This is a genomic window from Amycolatopsis sp. lyj-346, assembly GCF_046548975.1.
Classification (GTDB): domain Bacteria; phylum Actinomycetota; class Actinomycetes; order Mycobacteriales; family Pseudonocardiaceae; genus Amycolatopsis.
The window spans coordinates 347,139-372,542 of the sequence record NZ_JAJPWT010000009.1; the positions used below are offsets into that span (position 1 = coordinate 347,139).

The window sequence follows — 25,404 nt, forward strand, 5'->3', positions numbered from 1 at the left end:
AGGAGGACCTGGGGATGAGCGTGGCCGAGACCACGGAGACGAGACCGCCGTCCGAGGTGGCACCGGACCGGACGGCCGGCCCGGCGACCGCGCAGCGGGGCTGGCGGGGCAAGCTCGCCGCCGTGGCCGCCGTGCTCGGCGGCACCGTGCTGATCGCCGTGCACGCCACCTTCTACGGCCACTGGCTGATCGACGACTCGGCCATCACGTTCGCCTACTCGCGCAACCTCGCCGACGGCTTCGGGCCGGTGCTCCAGCCCGGCGCCGCGCCGGTCGAGGGGTACTCCAACCCGACCTGGATGGTCCTGTTCGCCCTCGGCAAGCTCGTCGGTCTCTTCGACCACGGGACGCTCTTCGGCATCAACGACCAGATCCTGTTCCCGAAGGCGCTCGCGCTGGCCTGCTGCGCCGGCATCCTCGTGCTCTTCTACTTCGGTGCGAAGGTGCTCAGCCGCCGCCCGGCCCTGATCACGTTCGTCGCCGGGGCCGCGCTCGCCGCGATCCCGTCGTTCGTCATCTGGTGCTTCTCCGGGCTGGAGAACTCCCTCTACGCCCTCACGGTCGCCGCGCTCGCGGTGGTGATCGTGCGCGCGGTCCACAGCGGCCGGCTCCTCGACACCCAGATCGCCGTCGGCACCGGGCTGATCGCCATGCTCGCCGCGCTGACCCGGCCCGACGGGATCATCTACGCCGGTGCCTACCCGATCGCCGTCCTGCTGTTCCTCAAGCGGGAGCTGCTCGGCCGCAGCGTCCGCGCGGTCGTCGTGTCCGTCGCCGGCTTCGCCGTGCCGTACGGCGCGTACATGGTCTTCCGCTGGTTCGAGTTCGGCCGCCTGGTCCCGAACACGGCCGTCGCGAAGGGACAGGAGCCTCCGACGATCGAGGACCTCGCCCGCCCCGGCGACATCGTCTCCTACGTGGGCTGGCTGGTCGTCGCGGTCGCCGTGGCGTGCCTGGTGGTGCTGCTGGTCCGGCCGTCGCGCCTGCGCACCGGGCTGATCGCCCTGATGGTGCCGTTCGGGCTCACCGTGGTCGCCTACATCGTGCTCGAGTACGACTGGATGGGGCAGCTGCGGTTCGCCACCCCGGTCTGGACGCTGGGCGCGTTCGGTGGTGCGATCGTGGTCGTCGAGGCGCTGGCCGCGGCCCGGCTGCGCGGCCGGATCGTGCTCGCCTGCCTGCTGGTGGTGGCGCTGGTCAGCTCGGTGAGCGGGCTCTACGACCAGGGCAAGTCCTACCGCGCCAACGTCAAGACCGCGTTCTGCATCGTGGCCGAGCGCGACGCCCGGTCCATCAACGGCTTCGCCGACATCCTGAAGCTGCCCGACTCCGCGCAGGTCGGCCTGATCGACCTCGGCGGGACGTCGCTGGGCAGCCGCATCCGGGTGCTCGACCTGGCCGGCCTCGGCGACAAGCAGGTCGCCGACTACCTGCACGAGTCCGACGTGACGGGTGTCCGCAACTACGTCTTCGACCAGGAGAAGCCCGAGCTGATCACGTTCATCGGCTCGTGGATCACCACGCTGGGCTTCGACAAGGACCCGCGGTTCGAGCGCGAATACGAAACGATCTACGTCAACCCGCCGATCGGCAACCTGACCATCGATTCGCGCAACTGGGTCAGCTACCACGTCCGGCGTGACCTGGTCGACGACGCGAAACTCGCGGAACTCAAGGCCTACGCCCAGAAGACGCTCCCGCCGCTGCTGGAGCTCAACAAGACGGCGGGGCTGCGCGGCTGCGCGAACATCCAGCCCGGCTTCAAGGCCGCCGCCTGACCGCAGCACCCGGCGCCCGCCTCGACGGTCCACAAAGGACCGGCGAGGCGGGCGTTTTTAATTGCGTTGCCGCTCCCGGCGGACTCGGGCATCCTTCTTTTCACCACAGCACAGCACGCCAGTCCCGAGAGGAGGAGATCGTGATCCGACGGCAAGACCGGAACCGATGCGGCGCGATCTCCCGCGTCGTTCGCTGAAATTCCCCTTTTCTTTCCGAAAAGCTCTTCGCGCCCACCCGCCGCTACCTTGGGTCGGCTGCGGCGAAGAGCGCGGTCTGCGTGCCTGCCCGGGGAGGGGTGGGTGCGCAGACCGCCCTGTCCCGGTAGCTCAGCAGGACAGAGCGCGGCGCTACGAACGCCGAGGTCCGAGGTTCGACTCCTCGCCGGGACGCCAGAAAGGCGCACAATGGAGGTATGACCACCGTCGCCGATCCGGTCGCGGGGTACGCCGGGTTCGCCGCCGCGCTGCGCGAAGCCGGTGTCGCCTGCGACGCGCACCGCGTGCAGGCGTACCTCACCGCGGTCGCCGAGATCGACGTCGCCGAGCCCACGCAGCTGTACTGGGCCGGGCGGCTGACCCTCTGCTCCAGCCCCGACGACCTCCCGTACTACGAAGAAGCCTTCAGCCAGTGGTTTTCCATCGAGACCACCACTCCGCGCCGCGCGACGCCGGTCGCGCCCCAGCGGGCCCGGATCGCCCCGCTGGGCGAGACCGAAGGCGGGGACGCCGAGGGCGGTGAAGGCCACGACCAGCTGAAAGTCGCCGCCAGCGCGCACGAAGTCCTGCGCCATCGCGACCTCGCCGAGCTGACCACGGCCGAGCGCGAACACCTCCGCGAGCTGCTGGCCGGCCTGAAACCCGTGCTGCCGAAACGCCCGGCCGCCCGGCGGACGCCGTCCCGGCGCGGGCGGCTCGACCCGTCGCGGACGCTGCGCGCCATGCTGGCCAGCGGCGGTGAACCCCTCAAGCTCGTGCACGCCCGGCGCGGCAGCCGGCCACGGCGGGTCGTGCTGCTCATCGACGTCTCCGGCTCCATGAGCCCGTACGCCGACGCCCTGCTGCGGTTCGCCCACGTCCTGACGCGCGCGGCGCCGCCGTCCGTCGAGGTGTTCACCCTCGGCACGCGGCTGACCCGGGTTTCGCGCCAGCTGCGGCAACGCGACCCGGAACGCGCGATGCTCGCGGCCGGCTCGGCGGTGCCCGACTTCGCCGGCGGAACCCGGCTCGGGGAGACGCTCCAGGCGTTCCTCGACCGCTGGGGACGGCGGGGCGTGGCGCGCCGCGCCGTGGTCACCGTGTTCTCCGATGGCTGGGAACGCGGCGACACCGGCCTGCTCGGCGAGCAGCTCGCGCGGCTGCGCCGGCTCGCGCACGCCGTATTCTGGGTGAATCCGCACGCCGGCCGTGCGGGCTACGCTCCGGTCCAGTCGGGCATCGTGGCCGCGCTGCCCCACATCGACCGGCTGCTGGCCGGGCACACCCTGGCCACCTTGGAACGACTGCTCGGGGAGATTTCCGATGCGTGACGTACTGGACGACGTGTTCCGCCGCTGGTCCGCGGGCGAAACCGTCGGGCTCGGCACCGTGGTCGCCACCTTCTCCTCGGCCCCGCGCGCGCCCGGCGCCGCGATGGTCGTCGCGCCGGACGGCACGGTAGTCGGCAGCGTGTCCGGCGGCTGCGTCGAAGGCGCGGTCTACGAACTCGCGCAGGAGGTCGTCCGCGAGCGCAAGCCGGTGCTGCAGCGCTACGGCGTCACCGACGACGACGCGTTCGCGGTCGGCCTGACCTGCGGCGGGATCATCGACATCTACGTCGAGCACGTCGACCGCGCGTCGATGCCGGAGCTCGGCGACGTCGTGGCGTCGGTGCGCGGCGGCGAGCCGGTCGCGGTCGTCACGATCATCGAGCACGAACGCGAAGGCCTGGTCGGCGAGCACATGATCGTCTGGCCGGACCGCACCGCGGGCTCGCTCGGGTCGTCGCGGATGGACGACGCGGTGGCCGACGACGCCCGCGGCCTGCTGGCCAGCGGCCGCACCGGCACCCTGCACTACGGCCCGGACGGGCAGCGCCGCGGCGAGGGGATGGCGGTGTTCGTCAACTCCTTCGAGCCGCCGCCCCGGCTGCTGGTCTTCGGCGCGATCGACTTCGCCGCCGCGATGGCCCGCATGGGCGCCTACCTCGGCTACCAGGTCACGGTGTGCGACGCGCGGCCGGTGTTCGCCACCGCCAGCCGGTTCCCGGACGCCCACGACGTCGTCGTGGACTGGCCGCACCGCTACCTGCGGGCCGAGGCGGACGCCGGCCGCGTCGACCAGCGCACGGCGATCGCGGTGCTGACCCACGACCCCAAGTTCGACGTGCCGCTGCTGGAGGTCGCGCTGCGCCTGGACGTCGGGTACGTCGGCGCGATGGGGTCCCGCAAGACCCACGACGACCGTTTCGCCCGGCTGCGCGAGGCCGGGATCACCGAGGCGGAGCTGGAACGGCTGTCGTCGCCGATCGGTCTCGACCTGGGCGCGCGCACGCCGGAGGAGACGGCCGTGTCGATCGCGGCGGAGATCATCGCGCTGCGCTGGGGCGGCGGCGGCAAGCGGCTCGCGGAGCTTTCGGGACGCATTCACGGCTGAGTACGCCGGCTGGTCCATAAAGTTCACCCCTCCGGAATTCCGCATCTACGGAGTTGCGATGCGTTCCGGCGCGTATCTGCGGAACCGGTAGTTGAACGCGTGACAGCAGGTCTTGTCGGCGCGTAGGTCGCGTAGCACGCTCGGGGTTTGTGAGCCCGATCACTGTCGGGCAGGCCGTTCCCGAACCGGCTTTGGAGGCCTGATGCGCATTACCGTCAACGTCGACGGCACGAAGTACACCGACGAAGTCGAACCCCGCACCCTCCTCGTGCACCACCTGCGAGAGCGGCTCGGCAAGGTCGGCACCGTCGTTGGTTGCGACACCAGCAACTGCGGCGCCTGCACCGTCCACCTCGACGGGCACAGCGTGAAGTCCTGCTCCGTGCTGGCCGTGCAGGCCGACGGCTGCGAGGTCACCACCGTCGAGGGCCTCGCCCGCGACGGCAAGCTGCACCCGGTGCAGCAGGCGTTCCATGACAACCACGCGCTGCAGTGCGGGTTCTGCACCCCGGGGATGATCATGCAGTCGATCGACCTGCTGGCCGACAACCCCGACCCGGACGAGCAGGCCGTCCGCGAAGGACTGGAAGGCAACCTCTGCCGCTGCACCGGGTACCAGAACATCGTCCGCGCGGTCCGCGACGCCGCGAAGCAGATGAGGCCCGGCGCCGGGCCCGAAGCCGAACGGATCGCCGAGAACAAGCACGTCGGCGTGGGTGGTGACTGATGACCGCCACGATCGAACCGGAAGTCGGGAAGTCCCGTCGCCGCAAGGAGGACGAGCGGCTGATCACCGGCCGCACCCGGTGGACCGACAACATCACGCTGCCCGGGATGCTGCACCTGGCCGTCCTGCGCAGCCCGTTCGCGCACGCCGAGATCGTTTCGATCGACACGTCGGCGGCGAAGAGCGCGCCCGGGGTCATCGCCGTCTACACCGCCGGGGACCTCGACCCGGAAGGCGCGGTCGGCATGCCGTGCGCGTGGCCGATCACGCCGGACATGAAGGCGCCGCGCCGCCCGGTGCTGGCCGCGAGCACGGTCAACTTCGCCGGTGAAGGCGTCGCCGTCGTCGTCGCGCGGTCGTCCGCCGAAGCGCACGACGCACTCGAGCAGATCGACGTCGAGTACGACGAGCTGCCGGTGATCCTCGACATGGAAGCCGCGATCGCCGACGGTGCCCCGCTGGTCCACGAGGATCTCGGCACCAACACGAGCGCGGTCTGGAAGTTCGACTCCGCCGAAGCGGGCACCGGCGGCAACGTCGAGGACGCGATCAGTTCGTCGGAGGTCGTCCTCAAGCGCCGCTTCCGCCAGCAGCGGCTCGTCCCGGCCTTCATGGAGCCGCGCGCCTGCGTCGTCGACCCGACCGGTTCGCAGATCACCATGTGGTCGGCCACCCAGATCCCGCACATCCTGCGCGTGATGTCGGCGCTGACGCTCGGCATCCCCGAGCACAAGCTGCGTGTGATCGCCCCGGACGTCGGCGGCGGCTTCGGCGGCAAGATCGGCGTCCTGCCGGAAGAGATGATGTCGCTGCGGGTCGCGCGGAAGCTCGGCAAGCCGGTCAAGTGGAACGAGACGCGGTCGGAGACGATGCTCGCCGCCCACCACGGCCGCGACCAGATCCAGGACATCACCATTTCGGCGACCCGCGACGGCCGGGTCACCGGCCTCAAGGTCGAGCTGCTCGCCAACCTCGGCGCGTACAACGGCCTCGTCGGGCCGGGCGTGCCGATCCTCGGCGCGTTCATGTTCAACGCGATCTACAAGATCCCGGCGTACCACTTCGCGTGCACCAACGTGTACACGACGACGACGCTGACCGACGCCTACCGCGGCGCCGGCCGCCCCGAGGCGACGTTCGCGATCGAGCGGATCATGGACGAGCTCGCCGTCGAGCTGGGCATGGATCCCTTGGCGCTGCGCGAAAAGAACTGGATCAAGCACGAGGAGTTCCCGTTCACGACCGTGGCCGGGTTGACCTACGACTCCGGCAACTACGAAGCCGCGACCGAAAAGGCCAAGCAGCTCTTCGACTACGACGGCCTGCGCGCCGAGCAGGACAAGCGCCGCGCGTCCGGCGACAAGGTCCAGCTCGGCATCGGCATCTCGACGTTCACCGAGATGTGCGGGCTCGCGCCGTCGCGGGTGCTCGGCTCGCTGGACTACGGCGCCGGCGGCTGGGAATACGCGTCGATCCGGATGCTGCCCACCGGCAAGGTCGAGGTCACGACGGGCGCGTCCGCGCACGGCCAGGGCCACGAGACGGCGTGGAGCCAGATCGTCGCCGACCAGCTGGGGGTCGCGTTCGAGGACGTCGAGATCCTGCACGGCGACACGCAGTCCTCGCACAAGGGCATGGACACCTACGGCTCGCGGTCGCTGGTGGTCGGCGGGATCGCCGTCATCAAGGCCGCGGAGAAGGTGATCGCGAAGGCCAAGCCGATCGCGGCCCACCTGCTCGAGTGCGCCGAGGACGACCTGGAGTTCGCCGGCGGCAAGTTCACCGTGAAGGGCACCGGCACGTCCACCACGATGGGCGACGTCGCGCTCGCGGTGTTCGCGGCGCACAACCTGCCCGACGGGGTCGAGCCGTCACTCGACTCGGACGCGACGTTCGACCCGGAGAACTTCTCGTTCCCGCACGGCACGCACCTGTGCGCCGCCGAAGTGGACACCGAGACGGGCCGGATCAAGCTGCGCTCGTACGTCTGCGTCGACGACGTCGGCGTCGCGGTGAACCCGCTGATCGTCGAGGGCCAGGTGCACGGCGGGCTCGCGCAGGGCATCGCGCAGGCGTTGTTCGAGGGCACCGAACACGACGAAAGCGGCACGCTGACGACCGGCACGTTCGCCGACTACCTGCTGCCGTCGGCGGCCGACCTGCCGTCGTTCACCACCGACCGCACGGAAACGCCGTCGACGACGAACCCGCTCGGCGCCAAGGGCGTCGGCGAGGCGGGCACCATCGCGTCCACCCCGGCGGTGGTCAACGCCGTGATCGACGCCGTGCGGCAGTTCGGCGTCGACGACATCGAGATGCCGCTGACCCCGATGCGGGTGTGGCACGCCATCCAGCACGGCACCACCGACGCGGGCGGCCCCGGCCGCGACGAAGCGGGCGGCGGGCTCGGCTCCATCGACGCCACCGGAGGTGCGCAGTGATCCCGGCTCCCTTCGACTACGTTCGCCCGTCCACAGTGGACGAAGCGGTGCAGGCGCTGGCTTCGGCGGGCGAGGACGCCAAGGTGCTGGCCGGCGGGCAGAGCCTGCTGCCGGTGCTGCGGATGCGGCTCGCCGCGCCCACCACGCTGGTCGACCTCGGGCGCGTCGCCGAACTGCGCGGCGTCCGCGAGGAGGGCGACGAGCTGGTGATCGGCGCGATGACCACGCACTACGACGTCCAGCGGGACGCCTTGGTGGCCGCGCACGCGGCGTTGCTCAAAGCGGCGACGGACACGGTGGCCGACCCGCAGATCCGCCACCGCGGCACGCTCGGCGGCGCGATCGCGCACGCCGACCCGGCCGGCGACCTGCCGGCGCCGGTGCTCGCACTGGACGCGTCGCTGGTGGTCGCCGGGCCGTCGGGGCGGCGGACGGTGCCGGCCGCGGAGTTCTTCCGCGACCTGTTCACGACCGCGCTGGCGCCGGACGAGCTGCTGGTCGAGATCCGTGCGCCCAAGCACACGGGGTGGCGGGCGCACTACGAGAAGTTCAACCGCGTCGCCCAGGCGTGGTCGATGGTCGCGGTCGCGGTCACCGTCCGCACCGAGGCGGGGGTCATCGAGGAAGCGCGGGTCGCGCTGACGAACATGGGCTCGACCCCGGTCCGCGCTTCGGGCGTCGAGGCGGCACTGGTCGGCGTCCAGGCTTCGGCGGACGCGATCGCCGCGGCGGCCTCGCACGCGGCGGAGGGCACGAATCCGCCGGTGGACAGCAACGCCGACGTCGAATACCGCCGTCACCTCGCGGAGGTGCTGACGGGCCGCGCGATCGCGGCGGCGGCCGGCGCCTGACGCACGCCCCGGGGCCGCGGTCCGTTCGCCGGGCCACGGCCCCCGGGCGGCTAGGGTGGGGTGCGGACACCCCAGGTTCGGCAGAAAGGAGGTCGGCCCGTGCGGCTCGACCACGAATTCACCGTCCCGGCTCCGATCGGCGAGGTCTGGCAGGCGGTCGTCGACCCCGAGCGCGTCGCCCCGTGCATGCCGGGCGCGACGCTGACCAAGGTCGAAGGCGACAGGTTCAGCGGAACGGTGAAGGTCAAGCTGGGGCCGATTTCCCTGTTGTACAAGGGAAATGGCGAGTTCCTCGAGAAGGACGACGCCGCGCACAAGGTGACGATCAAGGCCTCGGGCAAGGATTCCCGCGGCTCCGGAACAGCGGCGGCGACGGTGACGCTGACGTTGACGGAGACGGACGGCGGAACCCACGGAGCGGTGGCCACCGACCTGTCGATCACGGGCAAGCCGGCCCAGTTCGGCCGCGGGTTGATCAGCGAAGTGGGCGGCAAGATCCTCGACACGTTCGCGGGTTGCCTGTCGGGCAAGCTGGCCCCGGCCGAGAAGGCGGCAGCTGCTCCGGCGGCGGCCCCCGCGGGGAGCGCACCGGAGAAGGAGGCCACGGCGGCTGCCTCGGCCGGACGTGGTGCCGTGAAGGAGCCCGCGGCGGCGGCCCCCACGGGGAGTGCGCCGGCGAAGGAGGCCGGAGCGGCGGCCTCGGCCGGAAGCGGTCCGGAGAAGGGAACTGCAGCGGCGGTCCCTGCGGCGGCGGCTGCTGCCCCGCCGGTGGCCGAGCCTGTCTTGAAGCCGGTGCCGGATCAGGGCGCGCCCGTGACCGAGCCCACGGCCACGGCCGAGCCGGTGGCCGAGGCGCAGCCTGCGGTCAAGGCGGCGCCGGCCACCCCGGAGATCAACACGGAGCCGAAGGCCAAGCCGGCGGATCGGCCGGCGTTGCACAGCGTCCCGGCACCCCCGGAGACCGAGGCGATCGACCTGCTCGACTACGCGGGACAGCCGGTCCTCAAGCGGGCGGTCCCGGTGCTGGCCGCACTGGCCGCGGTGGCCGGTCTGGTGGCGATCGTCCGAGCACTGCGCAAGTGAGCCGGCCCGCGTCGACGGCCCGGTCCGCCGTGCCCCCGAAGGTGATCCGTCCGTGAGCCGTTGACCTGCGTCGATCTACTTTGTGCGGGTCTTCGGGCACCGACGTGACCCATAAATCCCCCGGATTGGCGACGCGGCTCGCTGGAACGGCTACGCTGGGCTACCTGGTCGGCCGAACTTCGCGCAAGGGGAACGTCACGATGCCGGTTCGTCACGTCTGTGGCCTCGGCTCTTGAGAGCGCAGGCCGCCGTGCGCCGGGAAGCCCTTTCCGCCTGGCCGGGCTGGCCGGCGCGATGGGCGATGTGGGGTGGCGCGAAGGCCCGCTGGATCGCCTACGCCCTCGGCTGCGAACTGCTGGCCGTCGCCACGACCGGGACCGCGCTGGCGACCGGCTTCGGCGGCCCGGTGCGTCCGGGGTGGTTTGCCGTGCTGGTCGCCCTCGGGGTGGCCCAGGCCGAGATGTCGCGCCGCATCGAGCGGTTGCGCCGGTGGATGAGCGGGCAGACGCACATCAACGTCACGTCCGTCTGGTACCTCGCCGGTGTCGTCCTGCTCCCGCCGGCGTGGGTGGCGCTGCTGGCCGTGGTGCTCTACACGCATTTGTGGCTGCGAGTGTGGCGACACGTCCGCACGCGGCCTGCGCACCGGTTCGTCGCGAGCACGGCTTGGGCGATGCTCTCGTGTTTCGCGGCTTCCTCCGTTCTCGCGGTGCTGGGGTTGCACGGGACGCCGTTGCAGACGCCGCGCGGGTTGTTCGCGTTGTGCTTGGCGGCCGCGGTGTTCGAGCTGGTGAACGTCGGTCTCGTGGCGGCCGGCATCTACCTGTACACCAGCCAGCGTTCGGCGGCCGACCTGATCGGCACGTGGGAGGACAACGCGTTCGAGCTGGCGACCCTCTGCCTCGGCGGGCTCGCCGCCCTCGCGCTGGTCGAGCAGCCGGTGCTGGTGGTGTTCGTGGTGGCGCCGTTGTTGCTGCTGCACCGCTACCTGCTGTTGAAGCAGCAGTTGCAGGTCGCGGCGGTGACGGACGAGAAGACGGGGCTGCTCAACACCGCGGGCTGGCATGAGTCCGCGATGCGCGAGCACACCCGCGCCCAGCGCCGCGGTACCGTCGGGGGTTTCGCGGTGCTGATGATCGACCTCGACCACTTCAAGCGGATCAACGACACGTACGGCCACCTGACCGGCGACGACGTGCTGGCGGCGGTCGCGGTGGCGATCTCCGGTTCGGTGCGTCAGGGCGACACGGTGGGCCGCTTCGGCGGCGAGGAGTTCGTGGTGCTGCTGCCGGGCATCGGCCACGCGGACGTGCTGGCGATCGCCGAGCGGGTGCGGGTGGCGGTGGGCGAGCTGAACGTGGTGATTTCGACAGGCGCGGGAACGGTCCGGGTGAGTGGCCTTTCGGTGTCGATCGGGGTCGCCCGCCATCCGGAGGCGGGACCAACCCTCGACGATGTTCTCCGCACGGCCGATGCAGCGCTGTACCGGGCCAAGGAGGCCGGCCGCAACCGGGTCGCGGTGTAAGGCCGGAGCCGGGTTGTGACGTGGGGCGGCTTGGGTCGCCGCTGGAGGAGTCGGCTCGCGGGTGGCGGAACTGGCTGGCGCGTGTCTTGCGGTGCGGAATGGCTTGGTGGCAGCCGGAACGGGCCGCCGCTCCAGAGGCGGGGATCGGCCGGACGTGGGGCGACCGCCTGGCGCGGGGCGAGCGGGGCTGGTGGATCTCGGCCGGTGGCCGGTGGCCGGTGGCCGGTGGCCGGTGGCGGTGGCCGTTGTGATGTAGGGCGCGAAATATGGTGCTGCCGGGGTTGTTGGACTTTTCATGAGCGGCGCGGATCACGAGACGGATGTTGTGGTCGTCGGGGCCGGGCAGGCCGGGTTGTCTGCTGCCTACCACCTGCGGCGGGCCGGGTTCGAAAACCGGAACGGGTTTGTCGTGCTCGATCACGGGAAGCGGGCCGGGGGTGCCTGGCAGTACCGGTGGCCGTCGCTGGTGCTGGGGAAGGTGCACGGGATCCATGACCTTCCCGGCATGGCCTTCGGCACTCCGGACGTGACGCGTCCCGCCTCCGAAGTCGTCTCCGAATACTTTGCGCGCTTCGAAAGCGTCTACGACCTTCCCGTGCTCCGGCCCGTCGACGTCCAGTCCGTGACGCGGGTGGGGGAGCGGCTGGTCGTTTCGAGCCCGGCCGAGTCCTGGGCCGCGCGGGCCGTCATCAGTGCCACCGGGACCTGGGACCGGCCCTTCTGGCCGCGCTATCCCGGCCAGGAAACCTTTGCCGGGCGCCAATTGCACACCGCCGACTACACCGGTCCCGGAGACTTCCGCGGACGGCGGGTGGTCGTGGTCGGTGGTGGGGCTTCCGCCGTCCAGCTGCTCATGGAGTTCGCCCCGCTCGCCCGCGCGACGGCCTGGGTCACGCGCCGGCCGCCCGTGTGGCGTGACGAGCCCTTCAGCGAGGACTGGGGACGCCACGCCGTCGCCAAGGTCGACGAGCGGGTCCGGGCCGGACTGCCGCCCGAAAGTGTGGTCAGCGTGACCGATCTGGCCGTGACGCCCGAAGTGCGGGCCGCCCGCGCCGCCGGGATCCTCGACCGGCGGCCGATGTTCGAGCGGATCACGCCCGACGGCGTGGTCTGGGCGGACGGCTCGCGGTTCGACGCCGACGTGATCCTCTGGGCCACCGGATTCCGGGCGGCGATCGACCACCTCGCGCCGCTGCACGTCCGCGAACCCGGCGGCGGCATCCGCCTGGACGGCACGCGGGTGGTGCTCGAACCGCGGCTGCACCTGGTCGGGTACGGGCCGTCGGCGAGCACGGTCGGGGCCAACCGGGCCGGCCGGGCCGCGGTGGCGGAAATCCGGAAACTGCTGCGCTCGGAGGGGTGACGGTCTTCGCCGGACGGTGCGGGCGTGGGTGGTGGGAGCCATGCAAACCACGCTACCGAACATCTGTGCGAACACCATCGCTGGATCGGGTGATCTTCTTCGGCGGCGCTTTTCCTTGCGCAGCAAGGGATCTGGGCGCGAGGTCTTCGAAAGACCTTCAGGCGTCGCGGTCTGGCACGCGCACCACGGTCCGCGTGGCTTCGGCGACTTCGCGGCGCTGGCCCGACAGCTCCAGCCGCAGCAGGGTCAGGTCGACGAAGTCGGCGCCGGGGTCCGCGAGGTCGGGTGCCGGTTCGCCGAGGGGTGCCCGGGCGGCCCGGCGGCCGTGCTCGCGGACCTGGCGCACGGCGATGGCCACCAGCCACGACCGGAAGCTGCCGGGGTCGCGCAGCCCGGCGAGCCCGTTGACCACCCGCAGCATCGTCTCCTGGACGACGTCGTCGACGTCGGCGTGCCCGGCCAGCGCGCGGCCGACGATGTTGTAGACCAGCGGGAGGTACCCCGCCACCAGTTCGTCCAGGGCGGCCTGGTGGCCGGCCTGTGCCGCCACCACGGTCGCGGTACCGGGTTGTGCGTCGCTCACGGTCCTGCGCTCCTCGGTCGTCATCTTGCCCTCGCACAGGAGACGGCCGCCGCCGGGCCGGATAACCGGTCCCGGGGCACGGAACAGGGGCCCGCTCACCGGCGCAGGTCATGAGCAGCGGAAACGGTGAGAAAGTCACCCTCTTGACCGATTCAAGGACGAGACAAGTCTTGTCAGCCGGATCATCCCCTCGTTACAGTCCGATTAGTTAGGAAACTTTCCTAACGCTTAACCCGACGCCGCAGCCCACCCGCCACCGCCAGGCCCGTAAGGAGCGCGACGTGCCGTCCACCCGACTACGTCCTCTTGCCCGACTCACCCCGGTGATCGCCGCCGTGGTGCTGTTGCCGTCCGCGATCGCCGCGGCCGCCGGCGCCGAGGCCGCCGATGTCCTGCTGTCGCAGGGAAAACCCGTCGCCACCTCGACCGTCGAAAGCTCGTCGTACACCGGCGCCAAGGCCGTCGACGGCAGCACCACCACGCGCTGGGCCAGCGCCGAAGGCGCCGACCCGCAGTGGCTGCGGATCGACCTCGGCCAGTCCGCGAGCATCCACCGCGTCGTCCTGAACTGGGAAGCCGCCTACGCGAAGAAGTACCGGGTCGAGGTCTCCGACGACGGGACGTCGTTCACCACCGCCGCCACCGTCGACACCGGCGACGGCAAGATCGACGACCTCGGCGGCCTGACCGCCCGCGGCCGTTTCGTCCGCTTCGTCGGTCTCACCCGCGGGACGAGCTACGGCTACTCCTTCTGGGAAATGCAGGTCTTCGGCTCCACGGACACCTCCGGCGACACGCAGGCCCCGAGCACTCCGGCCGGCCTCACCGCAGGCACGACGACCGCCACGAGCGTCGCGCTGACCTGGGCCGCCGCAACCGACAACGTCGGCGTCACCGGGTACGACATCCTTCGCAACGGCACGCCCGTCGCCACCAGCGCGACGACGTCCTACACCGACACCGCGCTCACCCCGGCCACGAGCTACACCTACGCCGTCCGCGCGCGCGACGCCGCGGGGAACGCCTCGCCCGCGAGCCCCCCGATCACGGTCAAGACCGCGGCCGGGAGCGCGGGATTCGTCCTCGCCGCGGCCGGCGACATCGCCGAGCGCTGCACCGCGAGCAGCTCGAGCTGTGTCCACGTGAAGACCGCGAAGCTGGTCGAAGCCATGAACCCGGCGGCGGTCATCACCATGGGCGACAACCAGTACGACGACGCCCACCTCTCGGACTTCAAGTCCTACTACGACACGACGTGGGGCAAGTTCAAGAGCAAGACCAAGCCGATCCCCGGCAACCACGAAACCTACGACGACACGCCGTACAAGGGGTACGACGACTACTTCGGCGCCATCGCGAAGCCGCAGGGCAAGCGCTACTACAGCTGGGAACTGGGCAACTGGCACTTCATCGCCCTGGACTCCAACGACTTCGCCACCCACGAATTCGGCCCGAGCGAGCAGCTGGCGTGGCTGAAGCAGGACCTCGCCGGCAACACGAAGGGCTGCGTCGCCGCGTACTACCACCACCCGCGGTGGAGCTCCGGTGACCACGGCGACAACCCGGACAGCATCGAGCTGTGGAACCTGATGGTGGCCAGCAAGGTCGACCTGGTTCTCAACGGGCACGACCACGACTACGAGCGGTTCGTGCCGCAGAACGCCGACGGCAAGGCCGACCCGAGCGGGCCGGTCGAAATCGTCGGCGGCAGCGGAGGTGCCGGCCTGTACGACCTGAGCCCGGCGCACCCGACCACCGCCAAGCTGCTCAAGACCCACGGCGTCCTGAAGCTGTCCATGACGGACACGTCGTTCCAGACCCAGCTGATCGGGGTCGACGGCAAGGTCCTCGACAGCAGCCCGACCTACCCCTGCCACTAGGAGGCCCGGGCATGTACATCGCGACCGGCCGGACCTCGGACCTGGCGTCGGGGACCGAACGCAAACCGGCGCTGAAGCGGGTGTCCGCCAACGTGGTGGCACTCGGGACGGTCAGCCTGGTCACCGACGTCTCGTCGGAGATGGTCACCGCCGTCCTCCCGCTCTACCTGGTGCTCGGCCTCGGCCTGAACCCGCTGCAGTTCGGGCTCCTCGACGGGCTCTACGCGGGTGCCACCGCGGTCGTGCGGGTGCTCGGCGGGCACCTCGCCGACCGGTGGCGGCGGCTCAAGGCCGTGGCCGGGTTCGGGTACGGCTTGTCCGCGGTGTGCAAGCTCGGCCTGGTCGCGGCCGGATCGTCGGTCGCGGCCATCGGCCTGGTCCTCGCCGCCGACCGCACCGGCAAGGGGCTGCGCACCGGCCCGCGTGACGCGCTGATCTCGCTCAGCAGCGAGCCGGCGACGCTCGGCCGGTCGTTCGGGGTGCACCGGGCGATGGACACCGTCGGCGCCTTCCTCGGCCCGCTGGTGGCGATGGCGGTCCTCGCGCTGAGCCTCGGCAGCTACTCCAGCGTGTTCTTCACCAGCTTCTGCATCGCGGCCGTCGCCGTCCTGCTGCTCGCCCTGTTCGTCCGCGACCGGCCCGGCGGCGCCGACCGCGCGGCGGTGTCCGCCAGAGCCGCCCTCGGTCTCCTGAAGCAGCGGGACTTCCGGCGCGTGACGCTCTGGGCCGCCCTGCTGGGCCTGGTGACGGTCGGCGACTCGTTCGTCTACCTCGTCCTGCAGCGCCGCTGGGAGATCGCGGCGACGTACTTCCCGCTGCTGCCACTGGGCACGGCCGGGGTCTACCTGCTGCTGGCCGTGCCGCTCGGCAAGCTCGCCGACCGCGTCGGCCGCTGGCCGGTGTTCCTCGGCGGGCACGCGGCGCTGGGCCTGGCCCTGGTGCTGCTCTGCGGCCCGCAGGCGGGGCTGTGGCTCGCGGTGGTCGCGCTCGGCCTGCACGGCGTGTTCTACGCGGCCACCGACGGCGTCCTGATGGCCGCGGCCGGCCCGCTCGTCCCGGCCGGCCTGCGCGCCACCGGGCTGGCCGTGGTGCAAACGGGCCAGGCCGTGGCCCGGATGCTCTCCTCCGTCCTGTTCGGACTGGCGTGGACGCTGTGGGACCTGCGGCCCGCGGTGCTCGTCGCCGCGGCCTGCCTGGCCGCCGTCGTCCTCGCCGCCGCCTTCGCGAAACCGGTGCGCCCGTGAAGAAACTCGTCCTCGCCCTCACCGGCACGGCGCTCCTGGCCGCCGCTGCCGTCACGTACACGGTCAACGCCCGCCACGGCACCGCGGACGCCGGACCCGCCGCCGCGGTGACCCTGGCACCCGGGCAGCTGCTGTTCCGCGACACCGCCACTGGGCGCATCGGCGCCGTCCCGCTGGCCGGCACACAGGCGAAACCGCAGCTCAGCGACCTGAAGTGCGACCGGTTCGCGGTGGCGAAGCAGACGGCGGTGTGCCTGGCCGTGCGGCCGGGCACGCTCCCCGCGGTCACGGACGTCCGCGTCCTCGACGACCACCTCGCCGTCCGCCACACCGAAACCCTGCCCGGCACCCCGAGCCGCGCGCGGGTCTCGCCGGACGGCAAGCGCGTCTACTGGACGCTGTTCGTCACGGGTGACTCCTACGCCCAGACCGGCTTCTCGACCCGCGCCGGGCTCTACGAGGTCGAGACCGGGCGGCTGGTCAAGACGATCGAGGAGCTGCCGGTCTTCAAGGACGGCAGCCGCTACTTCGCGCACGACGTCAACTACTGGGGCATCACCTTCGCCCCCGACGGCAACCGGTTCTACGCCACGCTCGGCAGCAAGGGCAAGACGTACCTCGTCGAAGCCGACTACGCGCGCTACCGGGGCAAGACCCTCCGCGAGAACGTCGAATGCCCGTCGCTGTCCCCGGACGGCAAGCGGGTCGCCTTCAAGAAGAAGGCCGGCGACGGCTGGCGGCTGGCCGTCCTCGACCTCGCGAGCATGCGGGAGACCGAGCTCGCCGAGCCGCGCAGCGTCGACGACCAGGCGCTCTGGCAGGACGACCGGACGATCCTGTACGGGCTGGACAACGCCGTCTGGGCGGTCCCGGCGGACGGCTCCGGCGTGCCGCGGCGGCTGGTCGGCGGGGCAGCGTCGCCGGCTGTCACTCAGGACCCGAGGTAACGCACCTGGCCGCCCTTCCCGCGCTCGTAGCCGTCCCGCCCGGCCAGGTGCTCCGGCACGCCGACCTCCCACCAGGCCCCGGCTTCGGTCCACGTCGACGGCTGCGTCTTCACCACGACGACGGCCGGACGCTGCTCCGAGACGGCCGCTTTGCGAGCCGACACGTACGCCGCACGAAGCGAGTCCACAGTGGACGCGGTGAACACCACGCAGCCCAGTGATTCCGCATGGCGCGCGAAGTCGACCCGTGGCGGAGAAGCGTGCGAAGTCGTGCAGTCGGCGTAGAAGTTGTTGAACGGCTTCCCGCCCTGGCCCTCCTGCAGCCGCGCGATCACCGCGTACCCGTCGTTGTCGCAGACAACGGCGACGAACGGGTGACCGGCGAAGGCCGCCGAGAACAGCTCGGAGTTCAGCATCAGGTACGAGCCGTCGCCCAGCAGCGTCGTCACCAGGCCCGGGTGGGCGATCGCCGCACCCCACGCACCGGACAGCTCGTAGCCCATGCAGGAAAACCCGTATTCGACGTCCATCGAGACCGAACCGGACCCGCGCCAGCCGCCGATCAGCTCGCCCGGCAGCCCGCCCGACGCCGTCATGACGTAGTCGCCGGCCGCCGAGAGGTCGTTGACCACCCCGACGACCTGCGCGTACGACGGCAACTCGCCCGGAGAAGAGCGCAGCGAGTCGATGTGCGTGTCCCACGAGCCCCGTTCGGCCGCGGCTCGCGACGTCCACGCCGGGTCGACCCGCCAGCTCTCCAGCTGGGTGGCGAGGTCCACCAGGCCCGCGTCGGCGTCCCCGACGACCGACAGCGCCCCGTGCTTCACCGCGTCGAACCGGGCCGCGTTGAGCGAGACCAGCCGGACGTCGGGGGAGAAGACCGTCCAGGACGCCGTCGTGAAGTCCTGCAGCCGGGTCCCCACCGCGAGCACGACGTCGGCGGCCGCCGCGACGACGTTCGCCGACGTCGAGCCGGTGATGCCCAGCGGCCCCGCGTGCAGCGGATGCCCGTGCGGCACCAGCGTCCGGCCCGCCGTCGTCTCCACGAGCGGGATCCCGTGCCGTTCGGCGAACTCCAGCGCGCGCTGTCCGGCGCCCGAGTACCGGACACCCCCGCCGAGCACCATCAGGGGCCGCTTCGACGCCCGCAGGACGCCGGCCGCCTCGGTGACCGAACGCCGGTCCGGGCGCGGGCGCGGCGGCCGGTGCGTCACCGGCTCGAACAGCGCGTCCGGGAAGTCGAACGTCTCGGCCTGGACGTCCTGCGGCAGCGCCAGGGTCACCGGCCCGGCGTCGGCCGGGTCCGTGAGCACCCGGGCGACCTGCGGCAACGTCGAGATCAGCTGCTCGGGCCTGCTGATCCGGTCGAAGTAGCGCGAGACCGCGCGGAAGGCGTCGTTCACCGTCGCGGTCGCGTCGCCGAACGGCTCGATCTGCTGCAGCACCGGGTCCGGCGCCCGGTTGGTGAACGTGTCGCCCGGCAGCAGCAGCACCGGCAGCCGGTTCGCGTGCGCCACACCGGCCGCGGTCACCATGTTCAGCGCGCCCGGCCCGATCGACGACGTCACGACGCCGACCTGCCGCCGGTGCGTGGCCTTCGCGTACCCGACCGCGGCCAGCGCCATGCCCTGCTCGGTGTGCCCGCGCCAGACCGGGATGTCCCCGCGGTGTTCCTCCAGCGCGGTGCCGAGGCCGAGGACGTTGCCGTGGCCGAAGATCGCGAACACCCCGGGGAACAGCGGGACTTCCGCACCGTCCAAGGTTTCCGAACGCTGGGCGAGGATCCAGCGGACCAGCGCCTGAGCCGTCGTCAGCTGCTGCGTTTTGCGGGGGCCAAGCCCCCGCACCCCGGCCGAGGGCTCTGCCCCCGGACCCCTGAAGTTGTTCACTGCACACGCCCTTCATGACTGGTGACGGGGCACCGCGGATCGAGGTCCTGCGTCGCCCACGTGTCGCGGACCCAGCCGTGCGCCGGGTCGTCGCAGAACGCCATCGAGCGTTCCGAAGCCGGTCCGGCCAGGACGTTCAGGTAGTACATCGGGTAGCCCGGCGCGGCCACGCACGGCCCGTGGTAGCCGCGCGGGATGAGGAAGACGTCGTGGTCGCGCACGGCGACGTCCTCGTCCAGCTCGCCGTCGCTCGTGTACGTCCGGTGCAGGCCGAAGCCTTCGCGGGACGGCGTCACCCCGTCGCGGCCGGCAACCCGGAAGTAGTAGATCTCCTCGTTGACGACCTCGCACTCGGTCGCTTCGTCGTGCTTGTGCGGCGGGTATGACGACCAGTTCCCGCCCGGCGTGATCAGCTCGCACGCGTTGAGCTTGTCGGCGTGGTCCCACACCCCGGGCACGCCGAAGTTGGTCACCTGCCGCGTCGCCTGGCCGGCGCCGCGAACCTCGACCGGCACGTCCTCCGCGGGACCATACGCAGGGGAGAGGCGCCGGGTGCAGCGCGCCATCGGCAGCGCGACCTCGAGACCGTCCTTCGTCGACAGCTCGACTTCGGCGTCCCGGGGGATGTAGGCGAAGTCCGTCACGCGAGTGAAGACCGAGTCGCGCCCGCGCAGTTCGAAGACCTGCCCGTCGACCCGGACGGTCGCCGAACCGGCCAAGGGCAGCACGAACGCCTCGAACTCGCCGGTGTGCAGGACGCGCGTCTCGCCGGGGGCCAGGGAGAGCACCCGCAGCCCGGAGTACCGCCACCCGGCGGTGTCCGGGGTCAGCCGGACCGGGTCGGCGTTGTCGGATAGTGTCCCCAGTGGACGGTGCAGCTTGCTCATTTCGCAGCCTCCAGTACCTTTGCGGCGGCTTCCACGGCGGCGCGGGTGTCGCCGCCGGGCGGGTGGAGCAGGGTGCGGCCGATGACCAGGCCGCGGACGACCCTGTGCCACGGCATCCGGTCCGGCGGCATGCCGCCGAGCACCACCGGCAGGGTCGTGGCGCCCAGGACACCGGTCGAGCCGGTAGGCGGCAGCTTCAGCCAGGTGTGCGCCGACGTCGTCCCGAGGGCGGATGCGATCGTGACCACTCGGGCCAGTGAATCCGGGTTTTCCTGCGGCACCGGCTCGATCATGGCGACCAGGCCGTACGCGGCCAGCTCGGTGACGGCGTCGGCGCAGTCCTGCAGGTTCGAGGCCGGGCCCGGGCCGGAATCGACGGTTCGCAGCAGCATGTCGCCGCCGTCCAGCTCGCAGTCGACAAGCGTCCGGGCGTCGTAGCCGGTGAAGCCGTCGTCGCGGTTCATCGACCCGAAGACGATCTTGTCGTGCAGCGCGCCGAGCAGGAGCAGGTCCTCGACGATGTCCGGGGTGCCGACGACGCCGTCGACGGCCGGGCTCGCCAGTGCGACCAGCAGCCGGTCCAGCAGCGTCCGCCGGTCCGGCGCTCCCCGTGCCGGGTGCTCGGCGGCGACCAGGAACAGGGTTCCGTTGTCGGACAGCAGCCGGGAACGGCGCTTGCGGGTCGCGTACGCCTGGCGGACCGCGCTGGGGTTGGTCGCGCGGGTGTGCAGCAGCTCCGTCCAGCGCTTGTCGGAGAGCATCACAGCAGCTCCTCGATCTCCCCGGCGGTCGGCATGGCGTCCGCGCAGGCCAGGCGCGAGGCGACGAGCGCGCCCGCGGCGTTCGCGTACTCCGCGATCCGCACCGGGTCCCAGCCGGACAGCAGGCCGTGGATCAGCGCCCCGCCGAAGCCGTCGCCGGCGCCGAGCCCGCAGACGACCTCGACGCGTTGCGGCGACACCGTCCAGCGGCCTTCCGGAGTCGCCACGAGGACACCTTCGGCGCCCTTCTTGATCACCGCCAGGTGCAGTCCCCGTTCCAGCATCCGGTCCGCGGCGGTGTCCGGGTCCGCGGTGCCGACGGCGACCTCGGTCTCGGTCCGGTTGCCGACCGCGACCGTGACGTGGTCGAGCATCCAGCCGATCTCGGTGCGCGCGCCGGCGACGTCCGGCCAGAACATCGGGCGGTAGTCCAGGTCCAGGACGGTGTGCTCGCGGCGGCCGCGGGTTTCGAGGATCTTCCGCTGGGTGGCCCGCGCCGGCTCGGCGGACACGCCGGTGCCGGTGACCCACAGCAGCGGCACCGACTCGACGACGTCCCACGGCACGTCCTCGTCGGTGAGGGTGAGATCGGGCGCGATGGGGGAGCGGTAGAACAGCAGCGGCGGGTCCGCGGGCGGGTTCAGCTCGCAGAACACCACCGGCGTCTGGAGGTCCGGCGAAGTACCCACGAAGTCCGGTGAGACGCCGAAGCCGTGCAGGGCCTGCCGCACGTAGTCGCCGAAGCCGTCCGGGCCGACCTTGGTCAGCACGGCCGTGCGCCGGCCGAGCCGTGCGGCGGCGACCGCGACGTTGGTCGCGGTCCCGCCGAGCGACTTGGCGAACGTGCTGACCCCGGCCAGCGGCACGCCGCTCTGCTCCGGGTAGAGGTCGACGCCCACCCGGCCGATCGTCAGCGCTTCGATGGTCATGCCGCCTCCGCGGGAAAAAGTACGTCGGCGGGAGTCACGCCTTCTCCACCTGCCGCAACTCGTGTTCCAGGGCTTCCAGTTCGGCACCGCCCGCCATCTGCCGGGTGAGTTCACCGATGTCGATCTCGGACTTCTCGTAGTGCCCGAGCGCGGCACCCCGCTTGAGCAGCAGGAACCGGTCGGCGACCGGGTAGGCGTGGTGCGGGTTGTGCGTGATGAGCACGACGCCGAGCCCGCGGTCACGGGCCTGGGCGACGTACTTCAGCACCACCCCGGCCTGCTTCACGCCCAACGCGGCCGTCGGCTCGTCGAGGATCAGCACCTTCGCGCCGAAGTACACCGCACGGGCGATCGCGACGCACTGGCGTTCACCGCCCGAGAGCGTCCCGACCGGCTGTTCGACGTCCCGCAGGTCGATGCCCATGTCGGACAACGCCTGCTTCGTCGTCTCGCGGCCCTTCTTCCGGTCGAGCATCCGGAACGGGCCGAACCCGGTCGTCGGCTCGGAGCCGAGGAAGAAGTTCCGCCAGACGCTCATCAGCGGCACCACGGCGAGGTCCTGGTACACGGTCGCGATGCCGCGGTCGAGGGCTTCGCGTGGCGAAGAGAACCGCACGGGTTCGCCCTCGATCAGGAACTCGCCCCGGTCGTGCTGGTGCACGCCGGCCAGGATCTTGATCAGCGTCGACTTCCCGGCGCCGTTGTCGCCGAGCACGCAGGTGACCTCGCCCGCGTTGACCACAGTGGACACCTCGCGCAGCGCGATGACGCTGCCGTAGGTCTTCCCGATGTCCTTGACCTCGAGCAGGCTCATCGGCGTACCCTCTCCGCGCGGCGCCGGAAGGCGTTGTTGACCAGCACCGCGGCCAGCAGCATGACGCCGAGGAACAGCATGAACCAGTCGCTGTTCCACTGCGCGAACACGATGCCCTGGCGGGCCATGCCGAAGATCAGCGCGCCGATCGCCGCGCCCACCGCCGAGCCGAACCCGCCGGTGAGCAGGCAGCCGCCGATCACCGCGGCGATGATGTACTGGAACTCCAGCCCGATGCCCTGGTTGGCCTGCACGCTGGCGAAGCGAAGGATGTTGATCGAGCCGACCAGCCACGCGCCGAGCGCGGTGCCCATGAACAGCAGGATCTTCGTGCGCACCACCGGCACGCCGACCGAGCGGGCCGACACCTGCGACCCGCCGACCGCGAAGATCCAGTTGCCGAACCGGGTCCGCACCAGCAGCCACGCGGCGATCGCCGTGACGACGATCCACCAGACGATCGAGGACTGGAACTCCGTGCCGCCGATGTCGAACGTCGACGCGAACAGCCCGCCGGCCGACTCGTAGCCGCCGGCCGAGCGCATCCCCGACACCTGGACGGTGTTGGTGACCAGCCGCGTCACGCCGAGGTTGAGCCCCTGCAGGGCCAGGAACGACCCCAGCGTGACGATGAAGCTCGGCAGCCCGGTCTTCATCACCAGCCAGCCGTTGAACGCGCCGACGCCGAGCGCGAAGGCCAGTGACGCCAGCAGCGCTAGCCAGACGTTCCAGCCCGCCTGCGTCGCCAGGATCGCCGTGACCAAAGACGTCGACGCCGTCAGCACGCCGGCCGACAGGTCGAACTCGCCGCCGACCATGAGCAGCGCGACCACGACGGCCATGATGCCCAGCGTCGAGGAGTCGTCGAGCCAGGTCGCCACGCCCAGCGGGCTGAGGAACTGGCCGGTGACGACGGAGAAGAAGAGGAACACGAGCACGGCGCCGAGGAGCGCGCCGATTTCGGGCCGGACGACCAGCCGGTCCGTCAGGCTCTTCTTGGCTATGCGTTCGTCGGGTTGGGCTTGGATCTCACCGGCTTTTGGGGGGTCCAGGGGGGCTCGCCCCCCGGCTGGGGTCTGGGGCTCGGCCCCAGAAGACGCTGCGGTCATCGCGTGCCGCGCTGCGCGTACGGGGCCACGGTGTCGATGTTGGTCTTGTCGACGAAGCCGGGGCCGGTCTGCACGGGCTTGCCGCCGCCGATGGTGTTGCCGTTCTCCTTGTACAGCTTCAGGAACACGATCGGCAGGTAACCCTGCTCGTACTGCTGCTGGTCGACGGCGAAGAGGATGCTGCCGTCCTTGATGGCCGCGACGACGTCGGCGTTCAGGTCGAACGTGGCCACCTGAGCCTTGGAGCTCGCTTCCTTCGCGGCGGCGACGGCACGGGCCGCGACCTGCGAGTTCAGCGCCAGCACGGCGTCGATCGACGGGTCGGACTGCAGCGCGCCGCGGATCCGGGCCTGCGCGTCGGTCGGGTTGGAGATGTCGACCTGCAGTGTCGTGACGTTGCCGAAGGTCTGCTTCGCGCCGTCACAGCGCTGGTTCTGGCCGATGTTGCCGGCCTCGTGGATGACGCACAGCAGCTTCGTCTTGCCGGCCGCCTTGAGCCGCTGGCCGGCGCCCTGGCCCGCGAGGCCCTCGCTCTGCCCGACGTGCGCGATCGCGCCGAACTGGGCGCTGGAGTCCTCGCCGGAGTTGATGGTGACGACCGGGATGCCGGCCTTCACCGCGTTCTGGATCGACGTCTGCAGCGCCTGCGGATTGGCCATCGAGACGACCAGGCCGCCGACCTTCTGCGCGACCGCGTTGTCGATCAGCCGGGCCTGGTTGCCCGGGTCGCCGTCGGAGAAGTAGTCGACGCCGACGTCCAGGTCCTTGCCGGCCTGCTCGGCGCCGTTCTTGACGACGTTCCAGAAGGCGTCGCCGGCGCTGCCGTGGGTGACCACGGCGACCTTGAGCGGGCCGCCCGTGCCCGGCGCCGCGGCGGGCGCGGAGCTGGAGCTGCTGCCGGAGTTGTCGGCGGTGGGGCCGCTGCAGGCGGCGAGCACCAGCCCGGTGGCGGCGATCGCCGCCACGCCGGCCAGCTTCTTGAGAGAGAACACAGTCACTCCTTTGGGACCAGGTTGCTAGAGGGAGTCGGTGATCTTCGCGAGGTGGGCCAGGCTGCGCTCGGTGTCGCGCCGGGGCAGGTCGTCGGGGCTCTCCTCGCCGAGGGCGGTGTCCTGTTCGAGGACGTACCAGCCGTCGTAGCCCGCGGCCTGGACGGAGCGCACCATCGCCGCCACGTCCACGTCGCCCTCGCCGAGCGGGGTGTACATGCCCCGCCCGACCGCGTCGGTGTAGCCGAGCCGGCCCGCGCGGACCTCGGCCGCCAGGTCTTCCCGGACATCCTTGAGATGCACGTGCCCCACCCGTTCGGGATACCGCTTCGCCAGCTCCACCGGATCCGTCCCGCCGATCATCAGGTGCCCGGTGTCGAGGCACAACCCGAGGTCGGAGTCGGCGAGGAAGCGTTCGACCTCGGCCTGCTGCTCCACGTGCGTCCCGACGTGCGGGTGCAGCACGGTGCGCAGGCCGTGGGCCGCCGCGATGTCGCGGATCTTGCCGGCGGTGTCGACGAGGGTCGCCCATTCGGCGTCGCTGAGCCGCGGGCGCTCGTCGTAGCCGTCGAGGCCGGTCGCGGCGGCTACGACCAGTACGTCACCTCCGCAGGCGGCGAACAGCGCCGCGGATTCTTCGGCTTCCTTGAGGGCGTTCTCCTGGTTCTCGTGGAGGACGACGGCGAGGAAGCCGCCGACGAGCGTCAGGTCGTATCCGCTCAGCAGCGTCCGGAGCTCGGCCGGGTCGCGGGGGAGGTACCCGGGCGGGCCCAGCTCGGTGGCCTGGACGCCGAGGGCCGCCATCTCGCCGAGCACGGTCGGCGCGTCCAGCACCCGGCCCCAGCCCGGGACTTCGCAGACGCCCCAGGAGATCGGCGCGGCGGCTACTCGGATCGTCGCTGTCACAAGGGGCCTCCGTTGGTCCGTTGGAGCGCTCTATTGATTAGAGCGCTCTAATCTTGTAGCGTCCGTC

The 25,404-nt window shown here is 71.4% G+C and carries 21 protein-coding genes and 1 tRNA gene; 13 read left to right on the plus strand and 9 right to left on the minus strand.

Translation table 11 applies throughout. From position 1 onward, the window contains the following. Positions 1-14 precede the first annotated feature (14 nt). The 10 genes from ACLJQE_RS26630 (at position 15) to ACLJQE_RS26675 (ending at position 12,399) form a co-directional block, all read left to right on the plus strand. Positions 15-1,778: a hypothetical protein gene (locus ACLJQE_RS26630; protein ID WP_410642084.1), complete on the plus strand. Its 1,764-nt coding sequence runs from the start codon at positions 15-17 to the stop codon at positions 1,776-1,778. 316 nt (positions 1,779-2,094) lie between these two features. Next, positions 2,095-2,171, plus strand: a tRNA-Arg gene (locus ACLJQE_RS26635). 20 nt (positions 2,172-2,191) lie between these two features. Beyond that, entirely contained in the window at positions 2,192-3,304 is a 1,113-nt protein-coding gene (locus ACLJQE_RS26640) for a vWA domain-containing protein (RefSeq protein ID WP_410642085.1), read from the plus strand. After that, complete coding sequence (locus ACLJQE_RS26645; RefSeq protein WP_410642086.1) at positions 3,297-4,409, plus strand: XdhC family protein; 1,113 nt, start codon at positions 3,297-3,299, stop codon at positions 4,407-4,409. The genes ACLJQE_RS26640 and ACLJQE_RS26645 overlap by 8 nt, the downstream gene beginning before the upstream one ends. Before the next feature lie 202 nt (positions 4,410-4,611). Further along, positions 4,612-5,136 carry a (2Fe-2S)-binding protein gene (locus ACLJQE_RS26650; RefSeq protein WP_410642087.1) on the plus strand — a complete coding sequence of 175 codons (525 nt, stop codon included), beginning with the start codon at positions 4,612-4,614 and terminating at the stop codon, positions 5,134-5,136. Further along, complete coding sequence (locus ACLJQE_RS26655; protein ID WP_410642088.1) at positions 5,136-7,577, plus strand: xanthine dehydrogenase family protein molybdopterin-binding subunit; 2,442 nt, start codon at positions 5,136-5,138, stop codon at positions 7,575-7,577. Before ACLJQE_RS26650 ends, ACLJQE_RS26655 begins: the two co-directional genes overlap by 1 nt. Then, on the plus strand, positions 7,574-8,428 hold the full coding sequence (locus tag ACLJQE_RS26660) for an FAD binding domain-containing protein (protein WP_410642089.1): 855 nt from the start codon (positions 7,574-7,576) through the stop codon (positions 8,426-8,428). The genes ACLJQE_RS26655 and ACLJQE_RS26660 overlap by 4 nt, the downstream gene beginning before the upstream one ends. A gap of 99 nt (positions 8,429-8,527) precedes the next feature. Next, entirely contained in the window at positions 8,528-9,511 is a 984-nt protein-coding gene (locus ACLJQE_RS26665; protein WP_410642090.1) for an SRPBCC domain-containing protein, read from the plus strand. A 301-nt stretch (positions 9,512-9,812) separates the two neighbouring features. Next, positions 9,813-11,036, plus strand: coding sequence for a diguanylate cyclase (locus ACLJQE_RS26670; RefSeq protein WP_410642133.1), 1,224 nt, complete (start codon positions 9,813-9,815; stop codon positions 11,034-11,036). A 295-nt stretch (positions 11,037-11,331) separates the two neighbouring features. After that, positions 11,332-12,399, plus strand: coding sequence for an NAD(P)-binding domain-containing protein (locus ACLJQE_RS26675; RefSeq protein ID WP_410642091.1), 1,068 nt, complete (start codon positions 11,332-11,334; stop codon positions 12,397-12,399). Between the two features lie 157 nt (positions 12,400-12,556). On the opposite strand, the gene ACLJQE_RS26680 is transcribed toward ACLJQE_RS26675, so the two are convergent. Further along, positions 12,557-12,982: an RNA polymerase sigma factor gene (locus ACLJQE_RS26680; RefSeq protein ID WP_410642092.1), complete on the minus strand. Its 426-nt coding sequence runs from the start codon at positions 12,980-12,982 to the stop codon at positions 12,557-12,559. Positions 12,983-13,305: 323 nt separating this feature from the next. Here ACLJQE_RS26680 and ACLJQE_RS26685 point away from each other — a divergent pair, with 323 nt between their 5' ends. From ACLJQE_RS26685 to ACLJQE_RS26695, 3 genes are read left to right on the plus strand one after another with little or no spacing between them, the layout of a single operon-like run. After that, positions 13,306-14,862: a discoidin domain-containing protein gene (locus tag ACLJQE_RS26685; protein ID WP_410642134.1), complete on the plus strand. Its 1,557-nt coding sequence runs from the start codon at positions 13,306-13,308 to the stop codon at positions 14,860-14,862. A gap of 11 nt (positions 14,863-14,873) precedes the next feature. Continuing rightward, a complete protein-coding gene (locus ACLJQE_RS26690) occupies positions 14,874-16,106 on the plus strand; it encodes an MFS transporter (protein ID WP_410642093.1) in 1,233 nt (410 codons plus the stop codon). After that, positions 16,103-17,053, plus strand: a complete 951-nt coding sequence (locus tag ACLJQE_RS26695; RefSeq protein ID WP_410642094.1) for a TolB family protein — start codon at positions 16,103-16,105, stop codon at positions 17,051-17,053. Before ACLJQE_RS26690 ends, ACLJQE_RS26695 begins: the two co-directional genes overlap by 4 nt. Here the strand turns inward: ACLJQE_RS26695 and iolD are convergent. From iolD to ACLJQE_RS26735, 8 genes are all read right to left on the minus strand, one after another. Next, a complete protein-coding gene (gene iolD / locus ACLJQE_RS26700; protein WP_410642095.1) occupies positions 17,038-18,900 on the minus strand; it encodes a 3D-(3,5/4)-trihydroxycyclohexane-1,2-dione acylhydrolase (decyclizing) in 1,863 nt (620 codons plus the stop codon). The two genes, ACLJQE_RS26695 and iolD, sit on opposite strands and share 16 nt — an antisense overlap. A 38-nt stretch (positions 18,901-18,938) precedes the next feature. Next, positions 18,939-19,829, minus strand: a complete 891-nt coding sequence (iolB, locus tag ACLJQE_RS26705; RefSeq protein WP_410642096.1) for a 5-deoxy-glucuronate isomerase — start codon at positions 19,827-19,829, stop codon at positions 18,939-18,941. Beyond that, positions 19,826-20,590, minus strand: a complete 765-nt coding sequence (locus ACLJQE_RS26710; RefSeq protein WP_410642097.1) for an aldolase — start codon at positions 20,588-20,590, stop codon at positions 19,826-19,828. Before ACLJQE_RS26710 ends, iolB begins: the two co-directional genes overlap by 4 nt. Beyond that, the gene (iolC, locus tag ACLJQE_RS26715) at positions 20,590-21,519 is read right to left on the minus strand and encodes a 5-dehydro-2-deoxygluconokinase (RefSeq protein ID WP_410642098.1); all 930 of its coding nucleotides are present in this window, start codon (positions 21,517-21,519) and stop codon (positions 20,590-20,592) included. The genes ACLJQE_RS26710 and iolC overlap by 1 nt, the downstream gene beginning before the upstream one ends. 34 nt (positions 21,520-21,553) lie before the next feature. Beyond that, positions 21,554-22,333 (minus strand): ATP-binding cassette domain-containing protein, encoded by a 780-nt coding sequence (locus ACLJQE_RS26720; RefSeq protein ID WP_410642099.1) that lies wholly within the window; start codon positions 22,331-22,333, stop codon positions 21,554-21,556. Next, positions 22,330-23,271: an ABC transporter permease gene (locus ACLJQE_RS26725; RefSeq protein WP_410642100.1), complete on the minus strand. Its 942-nt coding sequence runs from the start codon at positions 23,269-23,271 to the stop codon at positions 22,330-22,332. Before ACLJQE_RS26725 ends, ACLJQE_RS26720 begins: the two co-directional genes overlap by 4 nt. A gap of 167 nt (positions 23,272-23,438) precedes the next feature. Continuing rightward, entirely contained in the window at positions 23,439-24,434 is a 996-nt protein-coding gene (locus ACLJQE_RS26730; RefSeq protein WP_410642101.1) for a sugar ABC transporter substrate-binding protein, read from the minus strand. 24 nt (positions 24,435-24,458) lie between these two features. Further along, complete coding sequence (locus tag ACLJQE_RS26735) at positions 24,459-25,337, minus strand: TIM barrel protein (protein ID WP_410642102.1); 879 nt, start codon at positions 25,335-25,337, stop codon at positions 24,459-24,461. Between the last annotated feature and the right edge of the window lie 67 nt (positions 25,338-25,404).

What these genes read in the sequence shown, in the direction of transcription:
- ACLJQE_RS26710 (WP_410642097.1), bottom strand. Translation starts at nt 20,590, where the DNA reads ATGCTCTCCGACAAGCGCTGGACGGAGCTGCTGCACACCCGCGCGACC.
- ACLJQE_RS26675 (WP_410642091.1), top strand. Translation starts at nt 11,332, where the DNA reads ATGAGCGGCGCGGATCACGAGACGGATGTTGTGGTCGTCGGGGCCGGG.
- ACLJQE_RS26720 (WP_410642099.1), bottom strand. Translation starts at nt 22,333, where the DNA reads ATGAGCCTGCTCGAGGTCAAGGACATCGGGAAGACCTACGGCAGCGTC.
- ACLJQE_RS26630 (WP_410642084.1), top strand. Translation starts at nt 15, where the DNA reads ATGAGCGTGGCCGAGACCACGGAGACGAGACCGCCGTCCGAGGTGGCA.
- iolC (WP_410642098.1), bottom strand. Translation starts at nt 21,519, where the DNA reads ATGACCATCGAAGCGCTGACGATCGGCCGGGTGGGCGTCGACCTCTAC.
- iolB (WP_410642096.1), bottom strand. Translation starts at nt 19,829, where the DNA reads ATGAGCAAGCTGCACCGTCCACTGGGGACACTATCCGACAACGCCGAC.
- ACLJQE_RS26690 (WP_410642093.1), top strand. Translation starts at nt 14,874, where the DNA reads ATGTACATCGCGACCGGCCGGACCTCGGACCTGGCGTCGGGGACCGAA.
- ACLJQE_RS26645 (WP_410642086.1), top strand. Translation starts at nt 3,297, where the DNA reads ATGCGTGACGTACTGGACGACGTGTTCCGCCGCTGGTCCGCGGGCGAA.
- ACLJQE_RS26655 (WP_410642088.1), top strand. Translation starts at nt 5,136, where the DNA reads ATGACCGCCACGATCGAACCGGAAGTCGGGAAGTCCCGTCGCCGCAAG.
- ACLJQE_RS26640 (WP_410642085.1), top strand. Translation starts at nt 2,192, where the DNA reads ATGACCACCGTCGCCGATCCGGTCGCGGGGTACGCCGGGTTCGCCGCC.
- ACLJQE_RS26650 (WP_410642087.1), top strand. Translation starts at nt 4,612, where the DNA reads ATGCGCATTACCGTCAACGTCGACGGCACGAAGTACACCGACGAAGTC.
- ACLJQE_RS26670 (WP_410642133.1), top strand. Translation starts at nt 9,813, where the DNA reads ATGTGGGGTGGCGCGAAGGCCCGCTGGATCGCCTACGCCCTCGGCTGC.